The sequence below is a fragment of the Paenibacillus mesophilus genome (assembly GCF_005938385.1).
Lineage (GTDB): Bacteria > Bacillota > Bacilli > Paenibacillales > NBRC-103111 > Paenibacillus_AB > Paenibacillus_AB mesophilus.
Window position 1 is genome coordinate 71,967 of record NZ_VCRA01000015.1, and the last position, 24,168, is coordinate 96,134.

General features: G+C 53.5%; 17 protein-coding genes. 4 read left to right on the forward strand and 13 right to left on the reverse strand.

Going from position 1 to position 24,168, the window contains the following annotated elements; genetic code table 11:
- Positions 1–325 precede the first annotated feature (325 nt).
- Together FE783_RS23990 and FE783_RS23995 are read right to left on the reverse strand one after the other, a co-directional pair.
- Complete coding sequence (locus tag FE783_RS23990) at positions 326–1,672, reverse strand: extracellular solute-binding protein (RefSeq protein ID WP_238403236.1); 1,347 nt, start codon at positions 1,670–1,672, stop codon at positions 326–328.
- Between the two features lie 114 nt (positions 1,673–1,786).
- On the reverse strand, positions 1,787–2,701 hold the full coding sequence (locus tag FE783_RS23995) for a helix-turn-helix domain-containing protein (RefSeq protein ID WP_138881927.1): 915 nt from the start codon (positions 2,699–2,701) through the stop codon (positions 1,787–1,789).
- A 244-nt stretch (positions 2,702–2,945) separates the two neighbouring features.
- On the opposite strand from FE783_RS23995, the gene FE783_RS24000 reads away from it, so the two are divergent.
- Positions 2,946–3,617, forward strand: a complete 672-nt coding sequence (locus FE783_RS24000; RefSeq protein ID WP_158302001.1) for a phytanoyl-CoA dioxygenase family protein — start codon at positions 2,946–2,948, stop codon at positions 3,615–3,617.
- Positions 3,618–3,967: 350 nt separating this feature from the next.
- Here the strand turns inward: FE783_RS24000 and FE783_RS24005 are convergent, their stop codons facing one another.
- On the reverse strand, positions 3,968–6,994 hold the full coding sequence (locus FE783_RS24005; RefSeq protein ID WP_138881929.1) for a glycoside hydrolase family 2 TIM barrel-domain containing protein: 3,027 nt from the start codon (positions 6,992–6,994) through the stop codon (positions 3,968–3,970).
- Positions 6,995–7,127: 133 nt separating this feature from the next.
- Between FE783_RS24005 and FE783_RS24010 the strand changes: the two genes are divergently transcribed.
- Complete coding sequence (locus FE783_RS24010) at positions 7,128–7,979, forward strand: AraC family transcriptional regulator (RefSeq protein ID WP_138881930.1); 852 nt, start codon at positions 7,128–7,130, stop codon at positions 7,977–7,979.
- A gap of 48 nt (positions 7,980–8,027) precedes the next feature.
- On the opposite strand, the gene FE783_RS24015 is transcribed toward FE783_RS24010, so the two are convergent.
- The 10 genes from FE783_RS24015 to FE783_RS24060 all read right to left on the reverse strand — a co-directional run bounded on the left by FE783_RS24015 (position 8,028) and on the right by FE783_RS24060 (position 20,875).
- The gene (locus FE783_RS24015; protein ID WP_138881931.1) at positions 8,028–9,317 is read right to left on the reverse strand and encodes an ABC transporter substrate-binding protein; all 1,290 of its coding nucleotides are present in this window, start codon (positions 9,315–9,317) and stop codon (positions 8,028–8,030) included.
- A gap of 80 nt (positions 9,318–9,397) precedes the next feature.
- Positions 9,398–10,378 (reverse strand): LacI family DNA-binding transcriptional regulator, encoded by a 981-nt coding sequence (locus FE783_RS24020; protein ID WP_138881932.1) that lies wholly within the window; start codon positions 10,376–10,378, stop codon positions 9,398–9,400.
- Positions 10,379–10,766: 388 nt separating this feature from the next.
- A complete protein-coding gene (dgoD, locus tag FE783_RS24025; RefSeq protein ID WP_138881933.1) occupies positions 10,767–11,915 on the reverse strand; it encodes a galactonate dehydratase in 1,149 nt (382 codons plus the stop codon).
- A 113-nt stretch (positions 11,916–12,028) separates the two neighbouring features.
- On the reverse strand, positions 12,029–13,636 hold the full coding sequence (locus FE783_RS24030; protein WP_238403237.1) for a response regulator transcription factor: 1,608 nt from the start codon (positions 13,634–13,636) through the stop codon (positions 12,029–12,031).
- Positions 13,623–15,431 carry a sensor histidine kinase gene (locus FE783_RS24035; protein WP_138881935.1) on the reverse strand — a complete coding sequence of 603 codons (1,809 nt, stop codon included), beginning with the start codon at positions 15,429–15,431 and terminating at the stop codon, positions 13,623–13,625. Before FE783_RS24035 ends, FE783_RS24030 begins: the two co-directional genes overlap by 14 nt.
- A gap of 154 nt (positions 15,432–15,585) precedes the next feature.
- Positions 15,586–16,401: a carbohydrate ABC transporter permease gene (locus FE783_RS24040; protein WP_138881936.1), complete on the reverse strand. Its 816-nt coding sequence runs from the start codon at positions 16,399–16,401 to the stop codon at positions 15,586–15,588.
- Positions 16,398–17,279, reverse strand: coding sequence for a carbohydrate ABC transporter permease (locus FE783_RS24045; protein ID WP_138881937.1), 882 nt, complete (start codon positions 17,277–17,279; stop codon positions 16,398–16,400). The genes FE783_RS24040 and FE783_RS24045 overlap by 4 nt, the downstream gene beginning before the upstream one ends.
- A gap of 148 nt (positions 17,280–17,427) precedes the next feature.
- Positions 17,428–18,771, reverse strand: a complete 1,344-nt coding sequence (locus tag FE783_RS24050) for an ABC transporter substrate-binding protein (protein WP_138881938.1) — start codon at positions 18,769–18,771, stop codon at positions 17,428–17,430.
- Between the two features lie 209 nt (positions 18,772–18,980).
- Entirely contained in the window at positions 18,981–19,931 is a 951-nt protein-coding gene (locus FE783_RS24055) for a dihydrodipicolinate synthase family protein (protein WP_138881939.1), read from the reverse strand.
- Between the two features lie 191 nt (positions 19,932–20,122).
- Positions 20,123–20,875, reverse strand: coding sequence for an IclR family transcriptional regulator (locus FE783_RS24060; RefSeq protein ID WP_138881940.1), 753 nt, complete (start codon positions 20,873–20,875; stop codon positions 20,123–20,125).
- A 225-nt stretch (positions 20,876–21,100) separates the two neighbouring features.
- Here FE783_RS24060 and FE783_RS24065 point away from each other — a divergent pair, with 225 nt between their 5' ends.
- Positions 21,101–22,561, forward strand: a complete 1,461-nt coding sequence (locus FE783_RS24065) for a hypothetical protein (protein ID WP_138881941.1) — start codon at positions 21,101–21,103, stop codon at positions 22,559–22,561.
- Between the two features lie 382 nt (positions 22,562–22,943).
- On the forward strand, positions 22,944–24,026 hold the full coding sequence (locus tag FE783_RS24070; protein ID WP_238403238.1) for an RNA-guided endonuclease InsQ/TnpB family protein: 1,083 nt from the start codon (positions 22,944–22,946) through the stop codon (positions 24,024–24,026).
- The last annotated feature ends 142 nt before the right edge of the window (positions 24,027–24,168 follow it).

Genomic DNA, 24,168 nt, shown 5'->3' on the forward strand with positions numbered 1-24,168 from the left:
TCATATCGCACTCATGTCACCAGGTGAATAAATAATCCATATTTGATTGGGGCGACGAATCGGGGCACATCTCTTACGTTTTGGCTTGAAGGCAATTGCATGAACGAGGAATGGCGGGGATGGATCGCGGGTCACTGTCAAAACATGGACTTACGGCTACGAGAAATTTATGGCCAGAATCGAGAAAAAGGTTGAAGCTTTGTACCGTAAGCTTGTGCGAATATGGAGAAAAACCGTCGGTTCGAACCGAACCGACGGTTTTTTGGCGTACCGCTATACTCAAATTTCGAGTCGAATCATTTTTGCCGGGACCCCGGAAAATTTTTTAAAGCATTTGTTCGACGAATTCGGACAATGACGTCTCGTCGACAATGTCCGACCAGTACAATTTCAATTCCCTTTGCAGATGGCGGAGTCTATCCGTGGTCAGCCGCAAATCAGCAAGGGTCCGGAAAGTCGGAATGATTTCCCGGTACATCGTATAGCGGGACGGACGATACATCTCTTCCTCCCCGGTCCATTCCGCGGCTTTTTTCAATCCCGGAATGCTCAAAGTGCGCTTGCGGATATGGTACTGTGCTTCCGCCGAGGTCAAAAAATGAACGAGTTCCTGTGCCGCCGCCTTCTTCTTGGAGCGTCGGTTCACGGCAAGACCGACCGCGAGCATCATCGTTTTTTGCTCGTTATGATGGGGGACCGGGGCAATATCGAATGAAAACGGCGCGTTTTTCAGATGGTTCAAATTAAAGTAAGTCGTCATGATGACGGACACTTTTTCTTCCAGAAATAAAGACTTCGCATCTATATCATATTCTTCCGTATAAAGGGGAAAAAGCTGTCGATTTGCAACAATCGATTTACTTAGCCGAACGGCATCTATCCAACTCGTCGCATCCCGATTTCCGCTTTGCAGTAAAAAAATCGGCCAGCGATGCTCGGACAAATAATTGAAATAAAACCCGTATCGCCCGGGAGGCTCGGCCAATTGCGACGTTACGCGGACCAGGTCGTCCCAGCTCCAACTGCTGTCCGGTTCGGGCAAATCTTTTCCCAAGAAATGTTCGCGGTTGTAGCATAGAATCACTGGAGAAAACACGAGCGGGCATGCGTATATAACGCCCTCGCGCGAGAACGTATCTTGCAGGAACGGGTACGCCCCGGAATTAACGGCCGCAGGCTCCAGCAAATCCAGCTCGCCCCGCTCTTCATAGGTTTGCAGTTCTGTTTCTCTAATCGTCACTACATCCAGCATATCGTTGCCCATGTAATTTTTGACGATCTCGTTATAATTTAAAATCGACAATTGAACCGGAACCACTTTAATATGGGGATGCTTCGCTTCAAATTCGCTTACCAAATAGCTGATGTCGGCGATTCCATCCATACTGAGATGATACCCGAACGTAATCGTCACGCATTCCGAGCCCGGGGGCTTGACCACCATATTGCCCACTTTCGTTTTTTTGACGATCAAACCTTCCGCAACTAATTGTTCCAGCCCTTTCCTCACGGAATTAATGCTTAAGGAAAACATGTCGACCAGATTCGCTTCCGAAGGAAGGTACTCGCCAGTCCTATATTTGCCGGCGGCGATGTCATGCCTCAGCGTCTTGACCATGTTGTCCAATCTTTCCATGAACGTCGTACGGCTCTGTTTCTGCTTCTGCATCATATCTCTTCACTTTTACCTTTCATGTGATATAACTATTTCACTTGTATAAAAGCATACCACATTGCCGGCAAATTGGACAGAAAGGCACGGGGGATTCGAAGAAAGGAAATGCAATCAATTATAGCGGTAGTAACGATTTAACGGATAGGAGGCCTCCAATCCGGTAACCGGCGCCAAATGCTTCAGATGCGGCGAGGAAAATCTTTGGCGGTACTGCGTAGCCGTCATCCCCGTTACTTTCATAAAGGTACGGTAAAAGTAATGGACATTTTGAAAACCGACGGCATAGGCAATTTCGGAAATGTTCCACTTTTCATGAACGAGCAGCTGACAGGCCCGCTCGATTCTCCGCTTGACGATCGCTTTCTGCGGGGACATCCCCATATATTGAACAAATTTGCGGGTGAAATGCTCATGGCTCCATCCCGCTTCGCGGGCAAGCTGCGCGATCGTAATCGGCTCTTTCAAGTTGCGGTCGATATAGTCCAGCGCTTTCCATACGGGCAAGGAGTTGTTCGTGTCGGAGATCGCCGCGGATCTGGATGAACGCATGCCCTTCAACCCTTCCAACTCCGCCAATGCGGAAACGAGCAGCAGCTTGCACCGCTCTTCCCATAAGTAAACTTTTTTGTGCGAAAGGTACAGGATCTGCTTGATTAATAGCGGCACGAGCGTCTCTTCTACGGAATTCAGGCAGACGGATTCGTTGAGCTTCGGAAACTTTGGATATTCAACAGCCCCGTCATCCCAATAAAATGTGACGAAGAGATGCCGGACCGGCCGGGATTTGTCGAATTCGTAACTATGCATTTCACCGGGCGGCGTAATGATGACGCATGGCTTGCTCAATACGATCGATTTGTCCGCCCAAACGTACCGGGTTTCGGTACCTGTCGGAAAGTAGACGATTTGATAGTTCCGATGGCAGATCGGGCCGTACACCCAACCCGATTTCACGACAAAATCGCCGGACGTTATGAGCCGGGTCGCTCCGAATTCGAACGCGGAATGAATCAAATCGAGCGGCATGGCTTGCACCCCTTCCCGGTAAATGGTAATCGTACTATATCACGCTGCGCCGATCTTTTAAAGACCAAGGAAACCGGGATTTTGTGCATACATTTGATTCGGGCATGCCATTATGGCACGGAGTGCGGATTAAGACACAAAATATCGGATTCCGTGCATTTTCTTATTGCCCGATATCCGGTTAACTTGATGATAAGACAGTGAATATGAATCCGGGCTGTCACTTAAAAGGAGGATGTCCGCCATGACGGGACTTGTCAAAGAACAATTCGAACGAACTGGTTATTACATGATCAAAGGATTGTACACGGAAGAAGAGGTGGGCATGTATAAAGAAGCGGCACGCGAGGTTATGCGGCAAAAAGACGTCCGCAAGGAAGGCGTATATTTGGGAATGACCGCAGCCAGCCCGATTTTCAAACAAGCCGTCGCCCATCCGGTGCTGGTCGCCGCATTGAAACAAATTATCGGGGAACAAGTCATATTCATGAACGACAAGCTCGTATTCAAAGACGCTTCCGTTGACTTCGGCTCGCCTTGGCATCAAGACTATCCGTATTGGAAAGGGAGCCATAAAATATCCGTATGGATCGCGCTCGACGACGCTTCTCCGGAGAACGGCTGCCTGAGAGTCGTTCCCGGTTCGCACCTGTTGGGTGCGGCTCGCCACGGCGGCGATGCGACGGACGGGCTCGGCTTTCAAAATCGGCTCGAAGAAGCGGATATCTCCGGTCAAGATATTGTCGATCTGACGGCAACCCGCGGGGATGCTATCATTTTTCACGATTTGTTGTATCATGCTTCCTATCCCAATAGCTCCGGCAGGGACAGATGGGCTTTGATTTCCACCTACAAGGACGGGACGCAGGAAGATCCCGAATATGCATGGTCGACAGCGGCGTTTCAAGTCGGATAACAGCCTCCGACCAAATCGTGGTGTCTCGATCGGATTTTACGGCGGCCTTGACCCGTGAAATGGAAAACCTACAGTACATGTGACAAGAATTGAGCAAATAGCGAGGAATAACTGGAAAACCTCCATCTAAATTCACCACAATCGGGCTCAAAAAGCATATTCGATAACATGTACTGGAGGTTTTCCAGTTAAATACCAGAAATAGTGAATAAATTGAAAAATTAACGGCATATATTCCATTTACGGGAGCGAATACGGTTCAAATGAACCCCGAATCACGGCTGCTCGGGTACTTTTTGAGCGTAATAAAAGGGTACCCCCTACACTTTGGTTCCTTTTTCTTCAACTTCCTATTCGTCCTCTTTGAAGACAGGTTTAACCACAAGCTCGAACTCGAAGCGCTTCTCCTTCAAACGATACTTCTCCAGCAGCTGCGGACCGCAGGAATTGGAGCCTACCCCGCTCATCTTGTAGTCGAGGTGGACGACCGTCTCTTTGCGTCGGACCAGTTCGTGACCATGCTTCGCGGCCGTCAAATCGTCAGGCGTATAGTGGGAAGCGTTGAACGAAAAGCCGGCCGGGGACGCGAATTTCAGACCCATCCCCTGCTCATTCGAGACGATCGCCCATTCCGTCCCGTACCGGGAACCGTTCTCCTGCGGCATGATATACGGCTCGAACATGTCGTCGACGGTCAACAAGTATTTGCCTCTTCTGACACTCTGCCGCTTGTCGATATAGCTTTCATGCGGTCCGAGTCCGTAATATTCCACTTCCTCATTGCCTTGCGGCATGACGAGCTGCAGACCGAATCTCGGCAAATATTCGAGGTTTTCCCTGACCTCGACTCCGGCCCGGAGCGAGATTTCTCCCGAGCCGTCGATCCGCCATACCGCCAGCCCGTGAAGCAGCGGCAGCTTGAAGTAGCCGCCCAAGGAGAATTTCACGTCGATTTCCACCGCATTGTCTCCCTGTTTCGACCAAGAGCAGGCGTACACCTTCATTCCGGCGCGGTCGTAGCCTTCTTCGATCCACTTTCGTTTGACATACATATCGTTATCGGTCGGAGCTCGCCAGATGACGAATTGCGCGGGAGCATGCAGCATTTCGACTCCGTGCTTCGCGATCTGCACCCATGTCCCTTTCCCGAGATCGAACCTGTAGCGGAAATCGAAGCCTTCGACCGTGAGCACGTTTCCGGCTTCATTCGCATCCAGCGCACGCATGCCGGTTCTGGCTCCGGTATTCGCCGGCCCGACAGCGGGGAGCACGAACTGTTCGAAAGCAACCTCATATCCGAAATTCGCCCAGCAGGTCTGCTGCTTCAATCGGCACGATAAAGTGAGAACCCGGCTTCCCGACGTCGGTCCGGATAACCCGTAGGGAACCGTTATCGTTTGCGTACCGTGCGGCTTCACGTCGAGCTGCCAAATATCTCCCTGCGACACCAATCCGCCTTCTTCCTCGACGGCCCAATGCAGGACGATATGGCCCAGATCGATAAAGTCGTACAAGTTGGTCACTTTGAACTTGCCTTCCGCCAAATCGTCCGCCTCGATCCGGATCGGCGCGATCACTTTCTTGAGCTCAAGCAATCCCGTGTGCGGCTTCCGGTCGGGCGAGACGAGTCCGTCGATGCAGAAATTGCCGTCGTTCGGCTTGTCGCCGAAGTCTCCACCGTAGGCGAAATACGGCACGCCGTCCGGCGTTGCGGTCTTAATGCCGTGATCGCACCACTCCCATACGCAGCCCCCCATCAGCTTCGGATGCGCATAGATGGCCTCCCAATAGTCGGCCAGATCACCGGGACCGTTGCCCATCGCATGACTGTATTCGCACAGGAATAACGGCTTCTTGTTGTCTTCACTCACGGCGTAGTCCGTAATCGCCTGAACCGAAGCGTACATGCGGCTCTCCAGGTCGAGACATTCCACATTCGCGCTGCCCTTGTAGTGCGGCGCGGCCCCCTCGTAATGGACCGGTCTGGAAGGGTCCCTCTCCCTTGTCCATTCGGCCATCGCGATATGGTTGCCGTCGTACCCCGACTCGTTGCCCATCGACCATATAATGACCGACGGATGGTTCTTGTCCCTCTCGACCATCCGGACCGCCCGTTCCACGAAGGCCGCCCGCCAATCGGGATCGGCAGACAGCTTATGGAACGCCCCTTCGGTTCCGCTGTAGGCCAAGCTGACGCCATGGCATTCCAGGTCCGCTTCGTCGATGACATAAAATCCGTACTCGTCGCACAACTCGAGAAACCGCGGATCGTTCGGATAGTGGGAGGCGCGAATCGTATTCACGTTATGCCGTTTCATCAGCTCGAGGTCTTTCCTCATATGATTGACCGGTATCGTCTGCCCGAGCTCCGGGTGGGAATCGTGGCGGTTGACGCCCTTCAGCTTGACCGGTCGCCCGTTAATGCGGAACACGCCGTCGCGGATTTCGATCCGGCGGAATCCTACGGGGAACCGGAGCACCTCTTCGCCGCCATAAACGTACAGCTCGTACAAATACGGCTGTTCCGCATTCCAAAGCACCGGATCGGCGGCCTGCAGCTCGAGAACGCCATTCCCGTCCACTACTGCATCGGCGGAGCCGACGATATGACCTTTCGCGTCTCTCAGCTCCGCCCTTACGTCCAACCGCCCCGTCGTCGCAAGCTCCGCGCGGAGCTTCGCCTGCGTGAAATCCGCGGTCAGCTCCTGACGGTTGAACACGTCGCGGACGTGCGCCCGGTCCCTCGCCAGCAAATAGACGTCGCGGAATATGCCGGAGTGCCTCCACAAATCCTGATCCTCCAAATAAGTCCCGTCGCACCATTTCAACACCATAACGGCCATCCGGTTGCGGCCTTCGCGGACGTACGGGGTCAAATCGAATTCCGCCGGGACGCGGCTGCCCTGGCTGTATCCGACGAAAGTTCCGTTTATCCACAAATACAGGCAAGAATTGACGCCTTCGAACACGACATACTTCCGCTTGCCGCTCCAGTCTCCGCCTATTCGAAAGTCGCGGACGTACAATCCGGCCGGATTGTCATCCGGGACATAAGGCGGATCGTACGGAATCGGGTATTTGATATTTGTGTAATGAAGCTGGTCGTAGCCGTTCGTCTGCCAGCAGGAAGGCACGATCAGATCGTCCCACGCCTTCACATCCGCATGCTCCTCGTAAAACGTTTCATCCGCCGAAGCGACGCTGGAAACATATCGAAACTTCCAAGTTCCGTTCAAGGTCATATAGAAAGGGGAACGGCCTCTTTTGCCTGTCTTGGCGGAATCGGCATCCGCAAACGGAATGTAATGCGCCCTGGGCGCCTCCCTGTTCTGATGCAGAACGCCCGGGTTTTCCCAATAGTTGTCGATCCGGATCATCATCATCTCTCCTTGGCTCGTTAAGCGACGTTTTTGCTCTCCTTGCCCCATTATAGTTGTGTTATACTTATGGATCATAGCGGCCAAAACGGACAACATGCCGTACAAAAAGGACATAATGGGGAATCCGCGCATGAACCTTCTCGCTCTGCGAACGAATTTGCACCACCCCGCCGGGGAAGATGTTCCTTTCAGCGTCTACACCGTCGGTACGGAACGGCAGTCCGCCATAACCCGGATGAAAGGCTTTTCCGCGAACCAGCTGTTTCTGACGTTTTCCGGCTCCGGCATATTCAGGCCGCTCGGGCAGGACAAATGGGACACGATCGAACCGAATACGATGCTGTACATCCCTGCGGGTCTGCCGCACGAATATGTGCCGCAAAGTTCCGAGCCATGGCTGGTCGGCTATGTGACGTTCCTGGAGAAGCGGGGCGGCATGCTGGATGGATGGGGATTCGGAAGCGTCCCGTACAAGCTTCGGCTCGGGGACATGAACAGACTGATGGAGCTGCTTGAGGGCATATGGTCCAATTCCGGACCTCACTTTGATACATGGCGCTCCACGGAGCAGCTGTTCAGCTTCTGTGCGGAGTTGAAGAAGCAGGCGACTGCGTGCGAACCGCACCATGTAGACGGTCCGGCCAAAGGAGCCCGTTATCGCGACTCCGTGGACAGCGCCGTCCGATTCCTGCACGACCATTTGCACCGAGACTTATCGATGGCCGAGCTGGCTTCCCATGTCGGCTATTCTCCAAAGCATCTGAACCGGCTGTTCCGCCGCGACATCGGGATGACCCCGATGACTTATTTGCAGCGGGTCCGGCTGAAGACCGCGGCGCTGCTGCTGGCGGAGAATCCGGGTATGACGGTGCGCCAAGCCGCCGCCCATATCGGGATGGAGCCGGTGTACTTCACGAGGCTGTTCAGACGCGCTTATGGCACAACACCATCGGATTTCAAACAAAAACAGCCCGGGGGATAGCGCTCACCCGGGCACGCTCTATACCAGTATATGCTTCCCTTACGGACACTACTTGCCGGTTGCCGCGGCAACCGCTTTATTGATTTCTTCATCCGCCTGGGACAGCGCGGTATTGACGTCGATGGCGCCGTTCGCGTATTCCATGAATTTGGTCCGTACGATCCCTTCCGCTCTGCCCCGGTGCTGCGAGGCGATCGGATATTTCACCGGCTTGCTTTTGAATATGCTTTGCACGCTTTTTCCTTGAAACACCGGTTTGTTCAAACCGAACGCCCGCGTAATTTCGGCGCTCTTCAGCGGCGTCACCCTGCCCGATTTGGAGCTTTCCATCTGCACCTCGTCCGATACGGCCGTGGCTACGACCTGCATCGCCTGGTCCTTATACTTGCTCGTCTTCGTTACCATGATCACGTTAACGCTGGCATTGCCGTAAATGTTCGGCTTCTCCGGGTAGCTCGGATATTGCACCACATCCCAATCCAGGCCGTCCTTGGCGGCAAGCTCGAGCTCGCTCGCAATGCTCAGATCCGCGTACATGGCGACCGTTTTTTCCTTCAGGAAGTTGTCCTTCGGCTTGCCCGTCGTCATATTGCCCGGAATCGTATAAAACGCTTTCATTAATTCGAATACCCGCTTCCATTCGTCCGTACGCATCGTCGCCTTGTCCGTCTTGTAGTCGATCGCCGCGATGCCGAGCGGCTGCGACGCCCAAACCATATTGCCGATATCGAAGCCGCGGTATTGGATGCCGCCCTCGTTCCGCGTCACTTTCTTCGCGATATCCAGTACCTGCTCCCACGTCATGCCGTCCTTCGGATAAGGAACGCCGAATTTATCGAAAATGCTTTTGTTATAGTAAAGCGCATGGTACGCCAAGCTGATCGGCACTCCGAATATTTCGTTTTTCGTGGAGGCGATTTTGACGTCGTCGATGTAATTGAGGTCGAACCGGTTCAAGTCCAATTGATGCGTTTGAATAAGCGGGGTCATGTCGTAAAGCAGGTCCTTGCTTTGATAGGAAGCTATTTTCCCGTTGTAGGAAATCATCAGATCGGGGGTTTCGCCCGCGAGGACGAGTTCGTCCAACGAATTTTCTTTCTCGTTCTTGTATATTTTCAGCGTGATATTCGGATGTCTTTTCTTCAGCTCCGCCTGCATTTGTTCGATATATTCCGGCTCTATTCCCGAATCGAGAAACAGCACCAAGCTAACGGGATCCGAGCTGATCTTCGGCGCTCCCACCGTCTCTGTGCTCACCTTCTCCGTTTTGCCGCATCCGGTTGCGGCGGCTGCCAGGACGACCGTCAGGGCGGTCAAAATCGCAATTTTCGGTTTCATATCGATCCCTCGCTTATCGAGTAAGATTAGTATTGCAACATTTACATGTATAGATAAAGGAAGCAGACGCTCCGCACTTCTCACACGGAGCTTCGTTCCACGAGCCTCGCCGGCAAAATTTGATCGGACGCCGGATGCTTGTTTATTTTGTCGAGCATCACTTTCATGGCGATCTCTCCGACGATTTCCCTCGGGTAATGAATGACGGTCAGCGGCGGAGCCGTCTGGGAAGACATTAATATATCTTCCGAGCCCGCGACGGCCAATTGTCCGGGAATATCGACTCCCAGCTCGCTGCAAGCCGCCAAGATTCCCGCCGTCATTAAATCGTTCGCGCCGACGATTGCCGAGAATCGGCGTCCGGACCTCCATACGTGCTTGATCGTCTCGCACGCCGCCGGAAGCACCCCGCCGTCGCAGTAAAAGATGTTCTCTTCTGTAAGCGGCATGCCTTCGGCATCCATCGCTCGGCGGAAAGCCGACAGACGATGGCTGAGCGGATGGGCCTGATCCCGGATGGCCATATAGGCGATTTGATTGTGGCCCTTTTCCTTTAACAGACGTATGAGCCGGGAATATTCGAACACCCAGTCCAAATCGATGCAAGGTACGGCGGCATGACGAACGGCGGGAGTCGTAACCGAAACGAACGGAATGTTCTGCTTCTGGAAATGGTGCAGCGTATCCTCCTTCAGCGACTGCCCGAGCAGGAAAATACCGTCCACTCTTCCGTTCAGCAATGCTTTCAGCCGGCTTTCCTGCTCCTTATGGAACGTCTGGAAAAACAACACATAGTTATGCTTCGCCGCATACTCCTCGATCCGCAGCAGCAACCCGGCCTCATGCGGATTTCCCAGATGATTGATCAGAACGGCCAGCTGCTCCGTCTTCCGCATCTTCAGCGCGCGTGCCGCCATATTCGTCTCGTACCCCAGCTCTTCGATCGCCTGGAGCACCTTCCGGCGCGTCTCTTCCTTCACATAGTTGCTGTCATTAAGGACGTACGATACGACTGCAATCGATACGCCGGCTTTCTCCGCAACTTCCTTCCGCGTTGCCATAAGTTCCTCCACGGCTATGTATATACGTATAGATGATGATGTTGTTCGCTAACACACACAGTATATCATATCCGTGTCTTGCATAGTCGACCCCATAAGCAAATGGATTCCATTTCGCAACATGGTTCCGCTCGCTTCTGCAATAAAGCGCTTAACCTCCGGCGCATTATTGAATGAGCGCTTTATCCCCTCCATTATCGCCTGTATTTATACGTATAGATATAAGATATACAAGGCCGGTATTCCTTGACGTTTGTACAAAGGCCATGTAACCGTTGCCAACAACCTTTATCTATACGTATAAATAATTATATCCGCCCCGCCTTCCTACGTCAATATCGTGAAAAGCAAAAAAAATCGGGACGCTGATCGGCGTCCCGCTGTAGCTTTACCATTCCGCAACCGTTCCGTCCTCTTGGCGCCATACGGGGTTTTTCCACGTATGTCCGATGGCGGCCATTGCCCGCACTTTCTCTTCGTTGACCTCGATGCCGAGCCCCGGCGCGGTCAAATTGCTCACGAAGCCGTCCTTATAAGCGAATACCGAAGGATCCTTCAAATAGTCGAGCAGATCGGAGCCTTGATTGTAATGAATGCCCAAGCTCTGCTCCTGAATGAATGCATTCGGAGAGCATGTGTCGAGTTGGAGACACGATGCGAGCGCAATCGGACCGAGCGGGCAGTGCGGCGCCACGGCGACGTCGTAAGCTTCCGCCATCGCGGCGATTTTGCGCGTCTCCAGAATGCCGCCCGCATGCGACAGGTCGGGCTGGATAATGTCGACGACGCCTTGGGCGAGCAAATCTTTGAAGCCCCAGCGGGTGTACATTCTCTCTCCGGTAGCGATCGGACACGACGTATAACGGGCGATTTCCTTCAGCGCCTCGTTGTTCTCGGGAAGAACCGGCTCCTCGATGAACATCGGCCGGTACGGCTCCAGCTCCTTGGCCAATATTTTCGCCATCGACTTGTGAACCCGTCCGTGAAAATCGATGCCGATGCCGACTTCTTTGCCTACCGCTTCGCGGACGGCCGCGATTCGGGCGATTGCCGCGTCCACTTTGCCGATCGAGTCGATGTAATGCATCTCTTCGGTCGCATTCATCTTCACCGCCGTAAACCCGGCTTCCACCTGCTGCTTGGCCGCCTGACCCACATCACTCGGCCGGTCTCCCCCGATCCAGCAGTAGACGCGGGTTTTGTCCCGGCAAGCGCCGCCCAGCAAATCGTATATGGGCGCATTGTAATATTTGCCCTTGATGTCCCACAATGCTTGCTCGATCCCGGAGATAGCGCTGGAAAGAATCGGGCCGCCGCGGTAAAATCCGCCTCTGTACAGCACTTGGAACAAATCCTCGATGCGCATCGGGTCTTTGCCGATCAAATATTCGCTCATCTCCGTTACGGCCGCATGGACCGTATCCGCCTTGCCTTCCACGACCGGCTCTCCCCAGCCGGAAATGCCTTCATCCGTTTCGATTTTCAGAAACAGCCATCTGGGCGGAACTTTAAACAGCTCCATCTTCGTAATTTTCATCCGGATCGTCTCCCCTGCTTTGGATTCGTTTGATTCGTGCCTTCGCCCGATGTAGGCGCTTCCTGCGCCGTTTCCAAAAGACTCCTCGTGTCAACGCTTGTATTATAACCGATTCACGAGTATCGGTCTCTATATTCCTGCGGCGTCATTCCGAAATGCTTCTTGAACGCGTGATTGAACGAATGGGGACGCTGGTAACCGAGCAGCGCCGCGATCTCGTATATTTTGCTTTGGCCGTGCTTGAGCAAATATTCCGCCTTGTCCATCCGGACGCGGTGTACGTAGTCGCTCAAATTATCGCCCGTTTCCAGCTTATAAATTTTGGACACGTAGACGGGATGCAGGTGAACGTGGTCCGCGATCGATTGGAGCGATACGTCTTCGGCCATATGGTGTTCGACGAAGGCGCGAATGTCGTTGATAAGCGAGTCGCGGGAATCTTTCGTCTCCCGGTTCATATCGTCCCGTATCCGGTTCAGCGTGCCGAACGTCCAATCCTTAAGTTGATTCAGCGAGCGGAACGGGACGCCTTTGATCATTTTGTCGTAATCTTCTCCGATGAGCACGGGCAGGCTTCGACCGCTCTTATGAACGATATAGGCAAATGCGGAAGCGATGCTGAAGTACACCTCGAGCAGCTGCTCCTGGGATTCCGCGCCGACCTTTCCCAACTCGCCGAACAGACTGCCGAGCTTCTCTTCGATGGTGTCCCACCGGGCCGCTTCGAGCAGATGGATCAACGTAGGCGGCTCGTATAAGCTTGGCAGCGGCTGTACGTCCGTTCGCAGCGGATCGTCGTTCAGACGGACGAACAGCTCCTGCTCTCCCCCGATCGTCCGGCGGAAGGCGGCGACCGACCGGGTGTACAGGTCGGACAAATCGGCGGGGAACGTCCCCCACCGGCTGACGAGCACCGATATTTTTCCTTTCAAATAGTTGCTTACCGCCGTCTGCAGCGAGGATGCGGTCCTCTCGAACCATACGGAGTCGTCCGCAGTTCCGACGGATTCGTTTTTGCCGACCATGACGAACACCAAATATTCGTAAGCATCCTTCGTATGCCAGCTCTCCAGCCGATCCCCGAACAGCTCCTCGACCATGTTGCCGATCGCGTACTCCATGAGCGATATGCCGTGCGGGTCGTACCTGAGGAAATATTCCTCCAGGCGGATCATCATGATGGCGAACGTTTTGCCGATCACATCTTCCAGGCCGAGCATTTGCATTTTGTCCTTGAGCGCGGAATCGGCGAGCTTCCGTCCTTGCAGCAGGTCGTTCAGCAGCGTTCCCCTAAGCGTAGGCATATGCTCCTTCAGCGTATAAGCGAGCCGCTGCTTGGACACGACCTCCTCCCATTCCTTGCGGAGCTTCTCCATCACCCTCTGTACCGTATCGACCAAAGCCCGCTCGGTTACCGGCTTCAGCAAATAGTCCTCCGTCCGGTACAAGATCGCTTCCTTCGCATAGTTGAAGTCCGAGTAGCCCGACAGGAGAATACATTTCGTTCTCGGCCAGCGCCGCTGCACTTCCGCTATTAATTGCAGTCCCGTCATCCCGGGCATCTGGATGTCGGTAATGACGATATCGATGGAGAACCGTTCCAGCAAGGCGAGGGCCTTCTCGCCGGAGTAAGCGCCGTATACTTGCTCGATGCCGACCGCCGTCCAATCGATCGTCGTCGAGAACCGTTCCACGACATGGACTTCATCATCGACGATCAACAGTTGAACTATCGCTGCCGCCCCCTTCTGCGCCGGCTTCGCGGTTCCCGTCGCTTGCGCCGCTCCGTTTCCGGTTCCAGGTCAGAACCGCTTTCAATCCGCCGTCCTGCACCTCGTGAAAGGTCAAGCCGGAGCCTTCCCCGAATTGATAATAAAGACGCTGATGCACATTCCATGTCCCCCGCCCGATCCGATCCGTCATCGGCTGATGAAGACCGGCCAGCAGTTGGTGCAGCTCTTTGCCGGTCAAGCCCGTTCCGTTGTCCTGCACGATAATGCGGTTGAAATGCTCGTCCCGCTCGCCGGATATGGAGATGCGCCCGCCTTCCGTTCTGCGCTCGATCCCGTGAACGATCGCATTTTCCACCAACGGCTGAATGATAAGTCTCGGCACGACTTCATCCATCATCGATTCCGGCACGGAAATATCGTATTCGAGCCGATGCATCCGCATGTTTTGGATTTCCAAATAATGCCCAATCAATTCGAGCTCGTCCTTCAAGGTCACCTTCTGGTTGTCGACCCGCGTCGTATAACGGTAATATTCCGCCAAATGCTGCGCCATCGCCACCACGGAATCGCGGTCGTCCATCATCGCCGAATTGATAATGAAAAACAGCGAATTGTACAGGAAATGCGGATTGATTTGCGACTGCAATTGTTTCAAAGTCGCTTCGCGCGAACGGATTTTCTCGACATACACATCTTCGACGAGCACTTGAATCTGCTCCGCCATTTCATTGAACCTTCGAATCAAGTAATCGAACTCGTTTTTAGCCCGGTAATCGATTCTCGCGGTCATATCCCCGCGTTTTAATCTTTGCATGCTGCGGACCAGATTCATAATCGGGATTTGCACGTTACGGTACAGCATGAACGACGCCAGCGTGCTGAGCGCAAGCAGCAGTCCGACGGAAATATAGAACAGGTTGCGCGTCTTCGTAATCGGGGCGAGCACAAGGTCGACGGGAGCGTAATCGATCATGTACCAGCCTCCCAGCTGGCTGGAACGCACGTAGCTGACCAATAGCTGCCGGCCGTCGAGATCGACCCGCACTTGTCCCGATTCGTTCAAGGTCAACCCGTCCAGCGTCCCTTCGATCGCTTGCACCGTACTTTTGTCCGGCGTGCTGGTGAGGATAGGCTCGAGACCGGACTTGTACAGGAACGGATCGCTTTGCTTGTCCTTCTTGTACAAATCGAGCAGTTCATTGATGTTCTGCACCGGGAACCTGACCTGGAACAAGGCGGCGGCTTGGTTCACCCGTCTCGCGCTTGCCGGTTCGGCGATCTCGCGGATGAACGAGCCGGTCGGATGACCGCGCGACCGGTCTTCCTCGTATGTCCATTCGTGGCGGACTTCTTCCTCCCACGCCCACTGCGAGCTGCCGTTCAAGTAAATGTTGGACGACAGCACTCTCGACTGGCCCGGAATGACGACCGTCAAATCGTTGGACCACGCGCTGGAGACGCTCTGCAAGCCGAGCTTGCGCGTAATCAACGCTTGCTCGGCCAGTCTCTCCGGCGTTGCAGCCGCCGATGTTCCCGCCTTGTCGAGGTAATCCCGGAAATGGGGGTCTTGGCCCAAAATAACCGGAAACATCGACAAATTTTCCAGAACCGAATCGAATTGGTGCAGGAAAAACGTCAGCTGATTCAAGCCGGAGGATTGGATCTGCTCTCCGACGACGTCGCCCGCGATCCGATTCGAGAAGCTGTAGAGCGCGATTATCGGAATCAGCAGCAGAATGACCAGGATCAATATTCTCCCGAATATATTGATCTTGGCGGTCATAGTAAATCCCCCAAAAGTGAAGCTGGCCTTCGAAGTATATTCCTTCGGAGCAGCTTTGCTGCTCTCGCAACAATAGCTACAACGAAAACACGAATGTACTTCGCCGAATTGCATCGATCAAAGCTATTGTTATTACTTTCGGTGGAGCCCCCCATCAGCCTTTGACCGCGCCTGCAGCCAGCCCGCTCACGACATACCGCTGTGCCAGCAGGGCGATGATCAGCACCGGCAGCGTAATGATGCACGCCGCGGCCATCAAAGCACCCCAGTTGATTTCCGAATAGGACATGAAGTTGAATACGGCGATCGGCAGCGTCTTCGTCTTGTCTCCGGCCAAAATGATCGAGAACATGAAATTGTTCCACGAGAAAATGAACGAAAGCAGCGAGGACGTAATGATGCCGGGCCCGGAGATCGGCATAATGATGCGCAGAAACACCTGATGGTGGTTGCAGCCGTCGATCAGGCCCGCTTCCTCGATTTCCGTAGGCAGCGCCTCGAAGAACGAGATCATGATCCAAATAATGAACGGCAGCCCGACCAGCATATGGCTTAATATTAGCGCGGTATATGTGTCGACCAGATTGATCTTGGAGAACAGAATAAACCACGGTATAAGAAACGTAATGCCCGGGATAATCCGCGCGACCAAGATGACAAGCCCGAGCTTCTGCAGATGGTGCCTGGCGATCGCGTAAGCCGCCGGCAAACCGAGTATAAGCGACAGCAGCGTCGAGCCTACCGCGACGACAAGGCTGTTAATGATGAACTTCATGAAGTCGTACTCTTGGAATACGCTCGTATAGTTTTTGGTCGTCGGTTTGAAAAACAGGAAGTTTTCCGTAGACATGATTTGAGCCTGCGTCTTGAAGGAGGCGATCAGCATCCACAGAAACGGGAAAGCAAAGACGAACAGGACGAGGAGAGTCAGCAAGCCGAGCACCACGTTAAGGGTTTTGTTCTTCTTCATGACGCCGCCTCCAATCGTTTCCTCATCCAGATCATAAACAAAGTCAGCCCCATGACGAGCAGGAAGAACAGGACGAGCAGCGACGAAGCCATGCCCAGCTTGAAGTATTGGAACCCGAGCACGTAACCGTACAGGTTCAGCGTCTCGGATGCGAAGTTCGGTCCGCCCTGGGTGGTCGCATAGATGATGTCGAACGTCTTCAGCACGTCGATCAGCCGCAGCATGGCGGCGACCAGAATCGTCGGTCTTAACAGCGGAAGCGTGATGTTCGTAAACTTCTGCCATGCGTTCGCGCCGTCCACGTCAGCCGCTTCGTAAGGATCGCTCGGCAGCGTCGAGATGCCCGCCATGACGATGAGGGAAATCATCGGCGTCCATTCCCAGACGTCCACAATAATAAGCGAAGGGATGACCTGGCTAGTCGAAGCGAGCCACAGCAGCGGCTCGAACCCGAGCGACTTCAGCATCATGTTGGCCACGCCGATCGTCGGCTCGTAGATGAGCATCCATACGAGACCCATCGCGACCGGAGTCGCCACCATCGGCAGCAGAAACACCGTCTTGACTATATTTTTGCCGCGGAACTGCCGTGCCAGCAGCACCGCGATCGCGACACCGAGAACGACCTCGGCTGCAAGGGCCACAATCGTGAAGTAAAACGTCGCCCCTACCGCATGCCAGAAACGGCCGTCCTGCAACAGCGCCGCGTAATTGGCCAAGCCGACCCATTTCGGCGGCGTCGTAGCGGACATGCTCCACTCGAAGAAGCTGATCCGCACGGTATAGATGATCGGGAACAGCATCATGATCAGCACGAACAACACCGCGGGAAGCGTATAAATCCATTTCAAATTTCGATCAAACCAGCTGTACTGCATCGAAGTTTTCACCCTCTTCTAAAGAACGAATGGATGATGGTGGACAAAGGCCAGCCATCGCATGACCTTTCTCCACCATCATTTCGGTACTATTGCCATTCCACAAAGCCCCGGTCGTCAGTCAGGGCGGTAATTCCGTTAAAGTTCGTTATTTCGACTTGTCTTTATCGACGATCGCCTGGAGCGCCGCGTTCGCCTTGTTCGCGGTATCCTGGATGTTCGTCTGTCCGGCCATAACCTGCTGGACGATCTCGCCGACCGCATCGCGCGCTTCACCGACGCTGATCACTACCGGACGGTCGTGGTCGACACCGACCTTGGCGCTTTCTTTAATGATCGGTACTAGCTCGGCCGGGAAGCCTGTCGTACCTTCCGGCTTGTCCCATACCGACGCGCGCGCGCCCGGGTTGCCTGCTTGCTGCGTCTTCAACACGATTTCTTTGCTGGAAGCCCATTTGATAAATTCCCAAGCCGCATCTTTGTTGGCGGCCTTCGAGTTCATCGCGAGCCCCCATGACGTAATGCTGTACGGCTTCGAGCCGGCTTTGCCGCCCGGGAACATGGCGAACCCGACTTGATCGGCTACCTTCGATTTTTCTTTATCCGTTACGTTTTTATACAAGGAGTTGGCATCCGTCAAGAAGGCGACTTTCCCTTGGGCGAAAATGCCGAACGCTTGCGGCCACGACATGTTGAGCACTCCCGGAGGACCGAAATCTTTAAGCAGCGTGCCGTAAGTGGTGAAAGCCTTGACCGCTTCCGGCGTATTGATCGTCGCCTTGTCGCCGCTCATAAAATCCGCGCCTTCGGAATAAAGGAACGAGGATACCTGCGTTACAAGAGGGGAACGCTGTCCGCGCGCTACGAATCCGTACATTTCCTTGGAAGGATCATGCAGCTTCTTCACGGCTGCCGTCAATTCGTCCATCGTCTTCGGCACCTCGATGCCGGCATTTTTCAGCAAATCTTTACGGTAATACAAAATTTCCTGCTCCGTGATGATCGGGATGCCCGCCAGTTTGCCGTCCACTGTAACCGAGCCGACCGACGATTTGGAGAAATCGGCGAAGTCGTAGCCGGCGTCTTTTTTCGAATATTCATCCAGAGGGTGTACCCAGCCGTTTTTGTAGAACAGCTTCCCTTCCTGCAGCGGACGGTACATGAATACGTCGGGAGTCGCGGAACCCGCCGTAAACTGAACGGTAAGCTTCTGGGTAAGCTGATCCTCGAAGAAGCTTTGCACGTTCACCTTCAAGCCCGTCGCCGCTTCAAATTCGGGAAGGAGCGGCTTGATCGCATCGCCCCACGGATGGTTCGCCGTAACGAGCGTAATGCTTTTTCCTTCGAACGGCTTCGCGCCGGCTCCCGCTCCTCCTCCTTGCGTCGTTCCTCCGGCGTTATTTTTGGCGCCTCCTGCACATCCGGTAACCAAAGCCGCCGTCAATACGGCGGCAATGCCGGAACCGATCCAACGTTTCGATGTATGGTTCATGTTGACCCTCCAGTAATGTAATAATCGACCCACTTTCAGATTACCCGAACTTATTTTCTCAATATATAACTAATACTAAACATCGATAACAACACTTTAAGCATTTGTAACGGATGCAAAACGTGCCAGTTCGGAACGCGACATCTTTTTGGGCGAAAAAAAGAAGCCCGATAAGGGCTTCAGAGCAGGTATATAAATATATGAAAGCTTTATTGTCCCACGGAAATCGTACCTTTCCCGCTGTTAAGCAGCAACGATCGGATCGTTTCGGTCAGCTGCTCCAGCTGCCCAACCTCGATACGATGGTTTACTTTCAGCCCGCTGTCGTCCTTGACCCGGCTTACGGTCGTGATCGGCAAGCCGAGCTGCTGCAGATGGTATTTGGCGTTGACCGGGTAGTATTGCAGCTCGATCAGGGAAGCCACACCCAAGTAAGCTTGCAGCCTCTCTGCAGCGGCTTCATCGTTTTTCCATTGCTCGGTAAGCTGTACGTACAAGTCCGGATGGAAATTCGCCATCACGCCGCTGAAGCCGGCCGCGCCCAGCTTCAAAGAAGCGAGCAGGCTGGAAGAATTGGCGTTGAACAGCTTAAGCGCGCTTCCGGCTACTGCATCGATCTTCGCTTTCATCTGCTGCAAATCGCAGCAAGTGTCCTTCAAAAACGTAAACCTGCCCGTATCCGCACACCATTTCAACAATTCCGGAGACAGCAGCCTTTTGTACGGATAAGGACATTCGTATATGCCGAGCGGCACGTCCGGTATGGCGTCCAGCAGCCTGCGCGCGGCGTTCTTCCAAACCTCCTCGTCCTCTTCCTCCTTGGCCAGCCGGTTGCTGATCAAGACAACCGCGTCCACTCCGGTAGCCGCAATCCGCTTCAGCTCATCGACTTGATCTTCATAATCGTCGGAGACATGGCCCGATGCGATCACTTGAACACGCCCCGCCGCTTTCTCCTTAACGAAGCGGGCGATGCTTACTCGTTCCTCCAAAGACAGCTTGAACATCTCGCTGGATTGGCAGACGGCGAACAAACCGTGAACGCCCCGTCCGATGTACCATTCCACGAGCTGCCCCAAAGCAGCATAATCGACCTCGCCCTCCGCGGTAAACGGAGTAATCATTGTCGGCCATACGCCGTCCTTAATCGAATGATTCATAATTCGTTCCTCGATTCTCCAAATGATCGTCGCTAATAGTTCTGCGATAATGAACATTGTTCTTCTATTCTAGTAAAAAAATATGCAACTACTGTTCTTATATAAAGAACAATGTTCCATATCATTTACATTTATTTTATTACATCGTTCGTGCCATTACAACACTTTTTTGGAATCGCCGGCTTCGGCTCTTATACTTTTCCTTCGATCGATTGCACGATTCCTATAAGCTTCAGCGCATAATCCCGAATTTTGTCGTCATCGAACCGCAAGGAAGGTCCGGATACGCTGATGCCTGCGACCACTTGCTTCTTCTTGTTCAAGATCGGCATGCCGACGCATTTGATCCCGTATTCATGCTCCATGTTGTCGATCGAGTAGCCGCGGGAGCGGATCGCCGCCAGCTCCGCAAGCAGCGCTTCCGGTTCGGTAATCGTCTGGTCCGTATATTTCTTCATTCCTTTGGCGAATACCGCGTTCGTCACCTCGGCCGGCAAGAAGGCGAGCATTGCCTTCCCGATACCCGTACAATAGAGCGGGGCCTTGACGCCGAGCATCGATCGGGTCGACAGCTGATTTTTGGGCGAAGACGAATCCAGATAAATAACTTCGCTTTCGTTCGGCATGCCCAGATAAACCGTCTCGTTCGTATAGTCGGCCAGCTCCTGCATATAAGGAAGCATCGTTCTTCGAATGTTCATATTGCTCGAGATGACGTTCCCGAGCTCCAATATTTTGACGCCGAGCCGGTATTTCTCGTTCTCCGGATTTTGTTCCAGATAGCCTGCTTTCACGAACGTGTCGACAATGTTGTGGACGTTGCTTTTGTACAGTCCGAGATGCTCGCTGATTTCGGTAATGCCGAGTTCCGGACTTTGGATGGTAAAGCAGTCCATAATGCGCAGCGCTTTATATAAAGATTTTACTTTTATTTCTTCAGCCATCGTACCGACCTCTTTATTCATAATTTGGAAAATCGAGAAACGCCGTTCCGCGATCGGATACTCCGTTCTTCATCCCCTATTAGCTTTATCTTATCGCATTTCCGGGCGTTCCGCAAAAAAAAGTATTGATAACTGCCGGACCATCCCTTATTCTGAAACTAGATTATTATGAACATAGTTCTTTAATGAAGAACAATCTGCTCTTTCGAAGGGAGAATGTTGAACTTGAATCTAGCAACCCGAACGAAGTGGAACCAGAACGACCCGAGACAGCTGTTCCAAGCCGCAAATGCAGACAGCATCTGCAGCTCCGTCCATATTACGCGCCTTGCCCCCGGTGACGGAATTTTGACAGCAGACTGGAAAGACTATGATGCGGAGGAAGCGAAGCAGAGAGAATATGTCCTGCAATACCGGCTGCGCGACCAGACGGAATCGGTGCGGGTTTCGTTAAGCGCTTCCGCAGGCAGTATTACGATATCCGGTCTTGACAACGGGTCGGACTATGAAGTTGTCGTGGAAGGCATCGATCCGCAGAAACGCTCGGAGCCTGTACTCAGCCCGACCCGATTGTTCCGTCCGGGTCAAGTTCCGGGTAACGTCATCAATTACATTCATCCCGAAGATTACACGTACGGCTTCTCCGGCCGTTCGCCCGCGAGCCCGTCCATCGTCCGTCTTCCCAATGGGGATCTGCTCGCTTCCCACGATATATATTGGGGATTGGCCGGCCAAAATACGAGCCCGATCTTCCGCTCCAAAGACGAAGGCGCCACTTGGGAATTCGTAACGTTCTTATACCCGTGCTTCTGGGGAAAGCTGTTCCTGCACCGCGACCGGCTGTATATGTTGGCAACAAGCACGGAATACGGCGCGCTGCTGATCGGCCGTTCGGACGACGGCGGGGAGACGTGGAGCGAGCCGACCGTTCTGATCGAAGCGGGCAGCCGGGAAACCGGAGGACCGCATAAAGCGCCGATGCCGGTGATCGAGTACAAAGGCCGACTGTGGACCGGTATCGATTACGGATCATGGACGACAGGCTCCCATGCGTCGGGTCTCGTCTCCGTCCCGGCCGACGCCGATTTGCTGGACGCGTCGAGCTGGACTATCATGCCGTTCCTGCCCTACAGCCAAGAATGGCCGGGAACGTCGGTCGGACCCAACAAGGCCGGCCTGCTGGAAGGAAATGCGGTCGTTAAACCAGACGGCACTCTCGTAAACCTGCTCCGGTACCAGACGAACGGCTGCACGCCGAGCTATGGACGAGCCATTATGCTGGCCGCGGATGCGGATCGTCCGGCAGAGCCGCTCGTTTTCCATAAGGTGATCGATTTTTACGGCAACCTGTCCAAATTTACGATCTTTCACGATCCCGTTTCGTCGAAATATTGGTCGCTCGTCAATCGGGTTGGAAATCCGAACACCGCCGGGCAAAGAAACATATTGACTCTCGTCAACTCCGACGATCTTGAGAACTGGCATATCGTCAAAGACGTTCTCGACTACGACAGCAACGGCTGGCCGGAAGACTTCAAGAAGGTCGGCTTCCAATACGTCGATTGGATGTTCAGCGGCGACGACATTTATGTCGCCTCCCGGACGGCTATTAACGGCGCGCACAATTTCCATAACGCCAACTATTTGACCTTCCACCGGATCGACAATTTCAGGACGTTGGCCTAGTCCCCGCTTTCCTCTGGCTGCGAAAAGCTGCAAAGAAAACCGTCCGGGAGAAACGCCCGGACGGTCCTTTTGTGTGCGTACCCATATGTTGGCGCTGGCCAAACGATTGGAAAACCATCATCACTTCAACAACAACTCTTGCATGGGAATCCGGCGCAGCGCTGCTCAAAAACTTAAATTCAATTCGTTTTACATCATCCGAAAGAAGTCCTCTTCCTCTGCAGGGAGGGGATGAATTTCGGTTAGGCGAAGCCTAAATGAATTTTTTTGTCGAGATCCCTCGTGTTTTCTCTTGTAACATTTTCTATAATTGGGTGGAGTATTCGTGGTGAATAGGGTATAATGGGAATATATGTTCTCGTTTGGAGGGATGCATGTGCAAATGACCTTTCAGTTTCGCCTTGATCCGACTCCCGAACAGGAACAACTCATGAATCGAACGCTGGAATTGTGCCGGAAGCTGTACAATAGGGCTAAGGAACAACGCGAGACCGCCTACAAGCAGGAAGGCAAAACCATCACCTACGCCATGCAGCAGAAGGAACTGCCTGCCTTCAAGAAGGAGTTTCCCGAATACAAGAACGTTCATTCGCAGGTACTGCAGGACGGTTTGCAGCGTTTGGATGATGCGTATCAGCGTTTCTTTCGCGGTGAAGCCGGGTACCCCCGCTACAAGTCGGCTGACCGATACATTTCCTTTACCTACCCACAACCCGGTGCAGTTGAAAAGACGTTTGCCAAACCAGGGTATGTCTATCTTTCCAAAATCGGCGTTGTCAAAATGAAGGCCCACCGTCCCTTTGATCCTGCGAACGTGACGCAAATCAATGTGAAACGGTATGTGGACAGCTGGATGGTCAATATCAGCGTGAAAGTGTCTGATGCGGAAGCGGCGCAAACGGCGGAATCCGCTGTGGGCATTGATGTCGGACTGAACACGTTTGCGGCGCTGTCCGATGAAACGAAGGTGGACAATCCCCGGTATTTACGCAAAGCGGAGAAGCGGCTGAAACGGAAGCAGCAACTCCTTTCCCGCAAGCAACCTGCTTCCCGCAATCGGAAGAAGGCCAAACTTAAGGTCGCAAAAGCCCACCGGAAAGTCGCGCGGCAGCGAAAAGACTTTTTGCACAAACAATCGTACCGCATCGTCCGTGACCATGATCTGATCGCGGTGGAAGAGTTGAAGGTCAGGAACATGGTCCGCAACCGCCGCTTGGCCAAAAGCATTTCGGATGCCGGATGGAGACGATTTATCACTTACCTGTGTTACAAAGCCAAAAGACAAGGGAAACGATTCGCTCAAGTGCCTGCCCACGGCACATCGCAAACTTGTCTGTGCGGCGCGCCTGTGCCGAAGACATTATCCATCCGGATCCATGAATGCGAGTCGTGCGGACTGATTCAGGATAGAGACATCGTCTCGGCCAAGGTCATCTTGCAGCGGGCCTTGGACATACCAGCTTGATGGACCGAACACCGTAGGGAGGGTTGCCCCCGAACGGGATGCGGAAAGCATCGAACGCTTGTGGAGATCATGTAAGACCTTTCTTCAAGGAAAGGCAGAGATCGTTGAAACAAGAAGCCCCCGCCTCTTCAGGCGGTGGGAG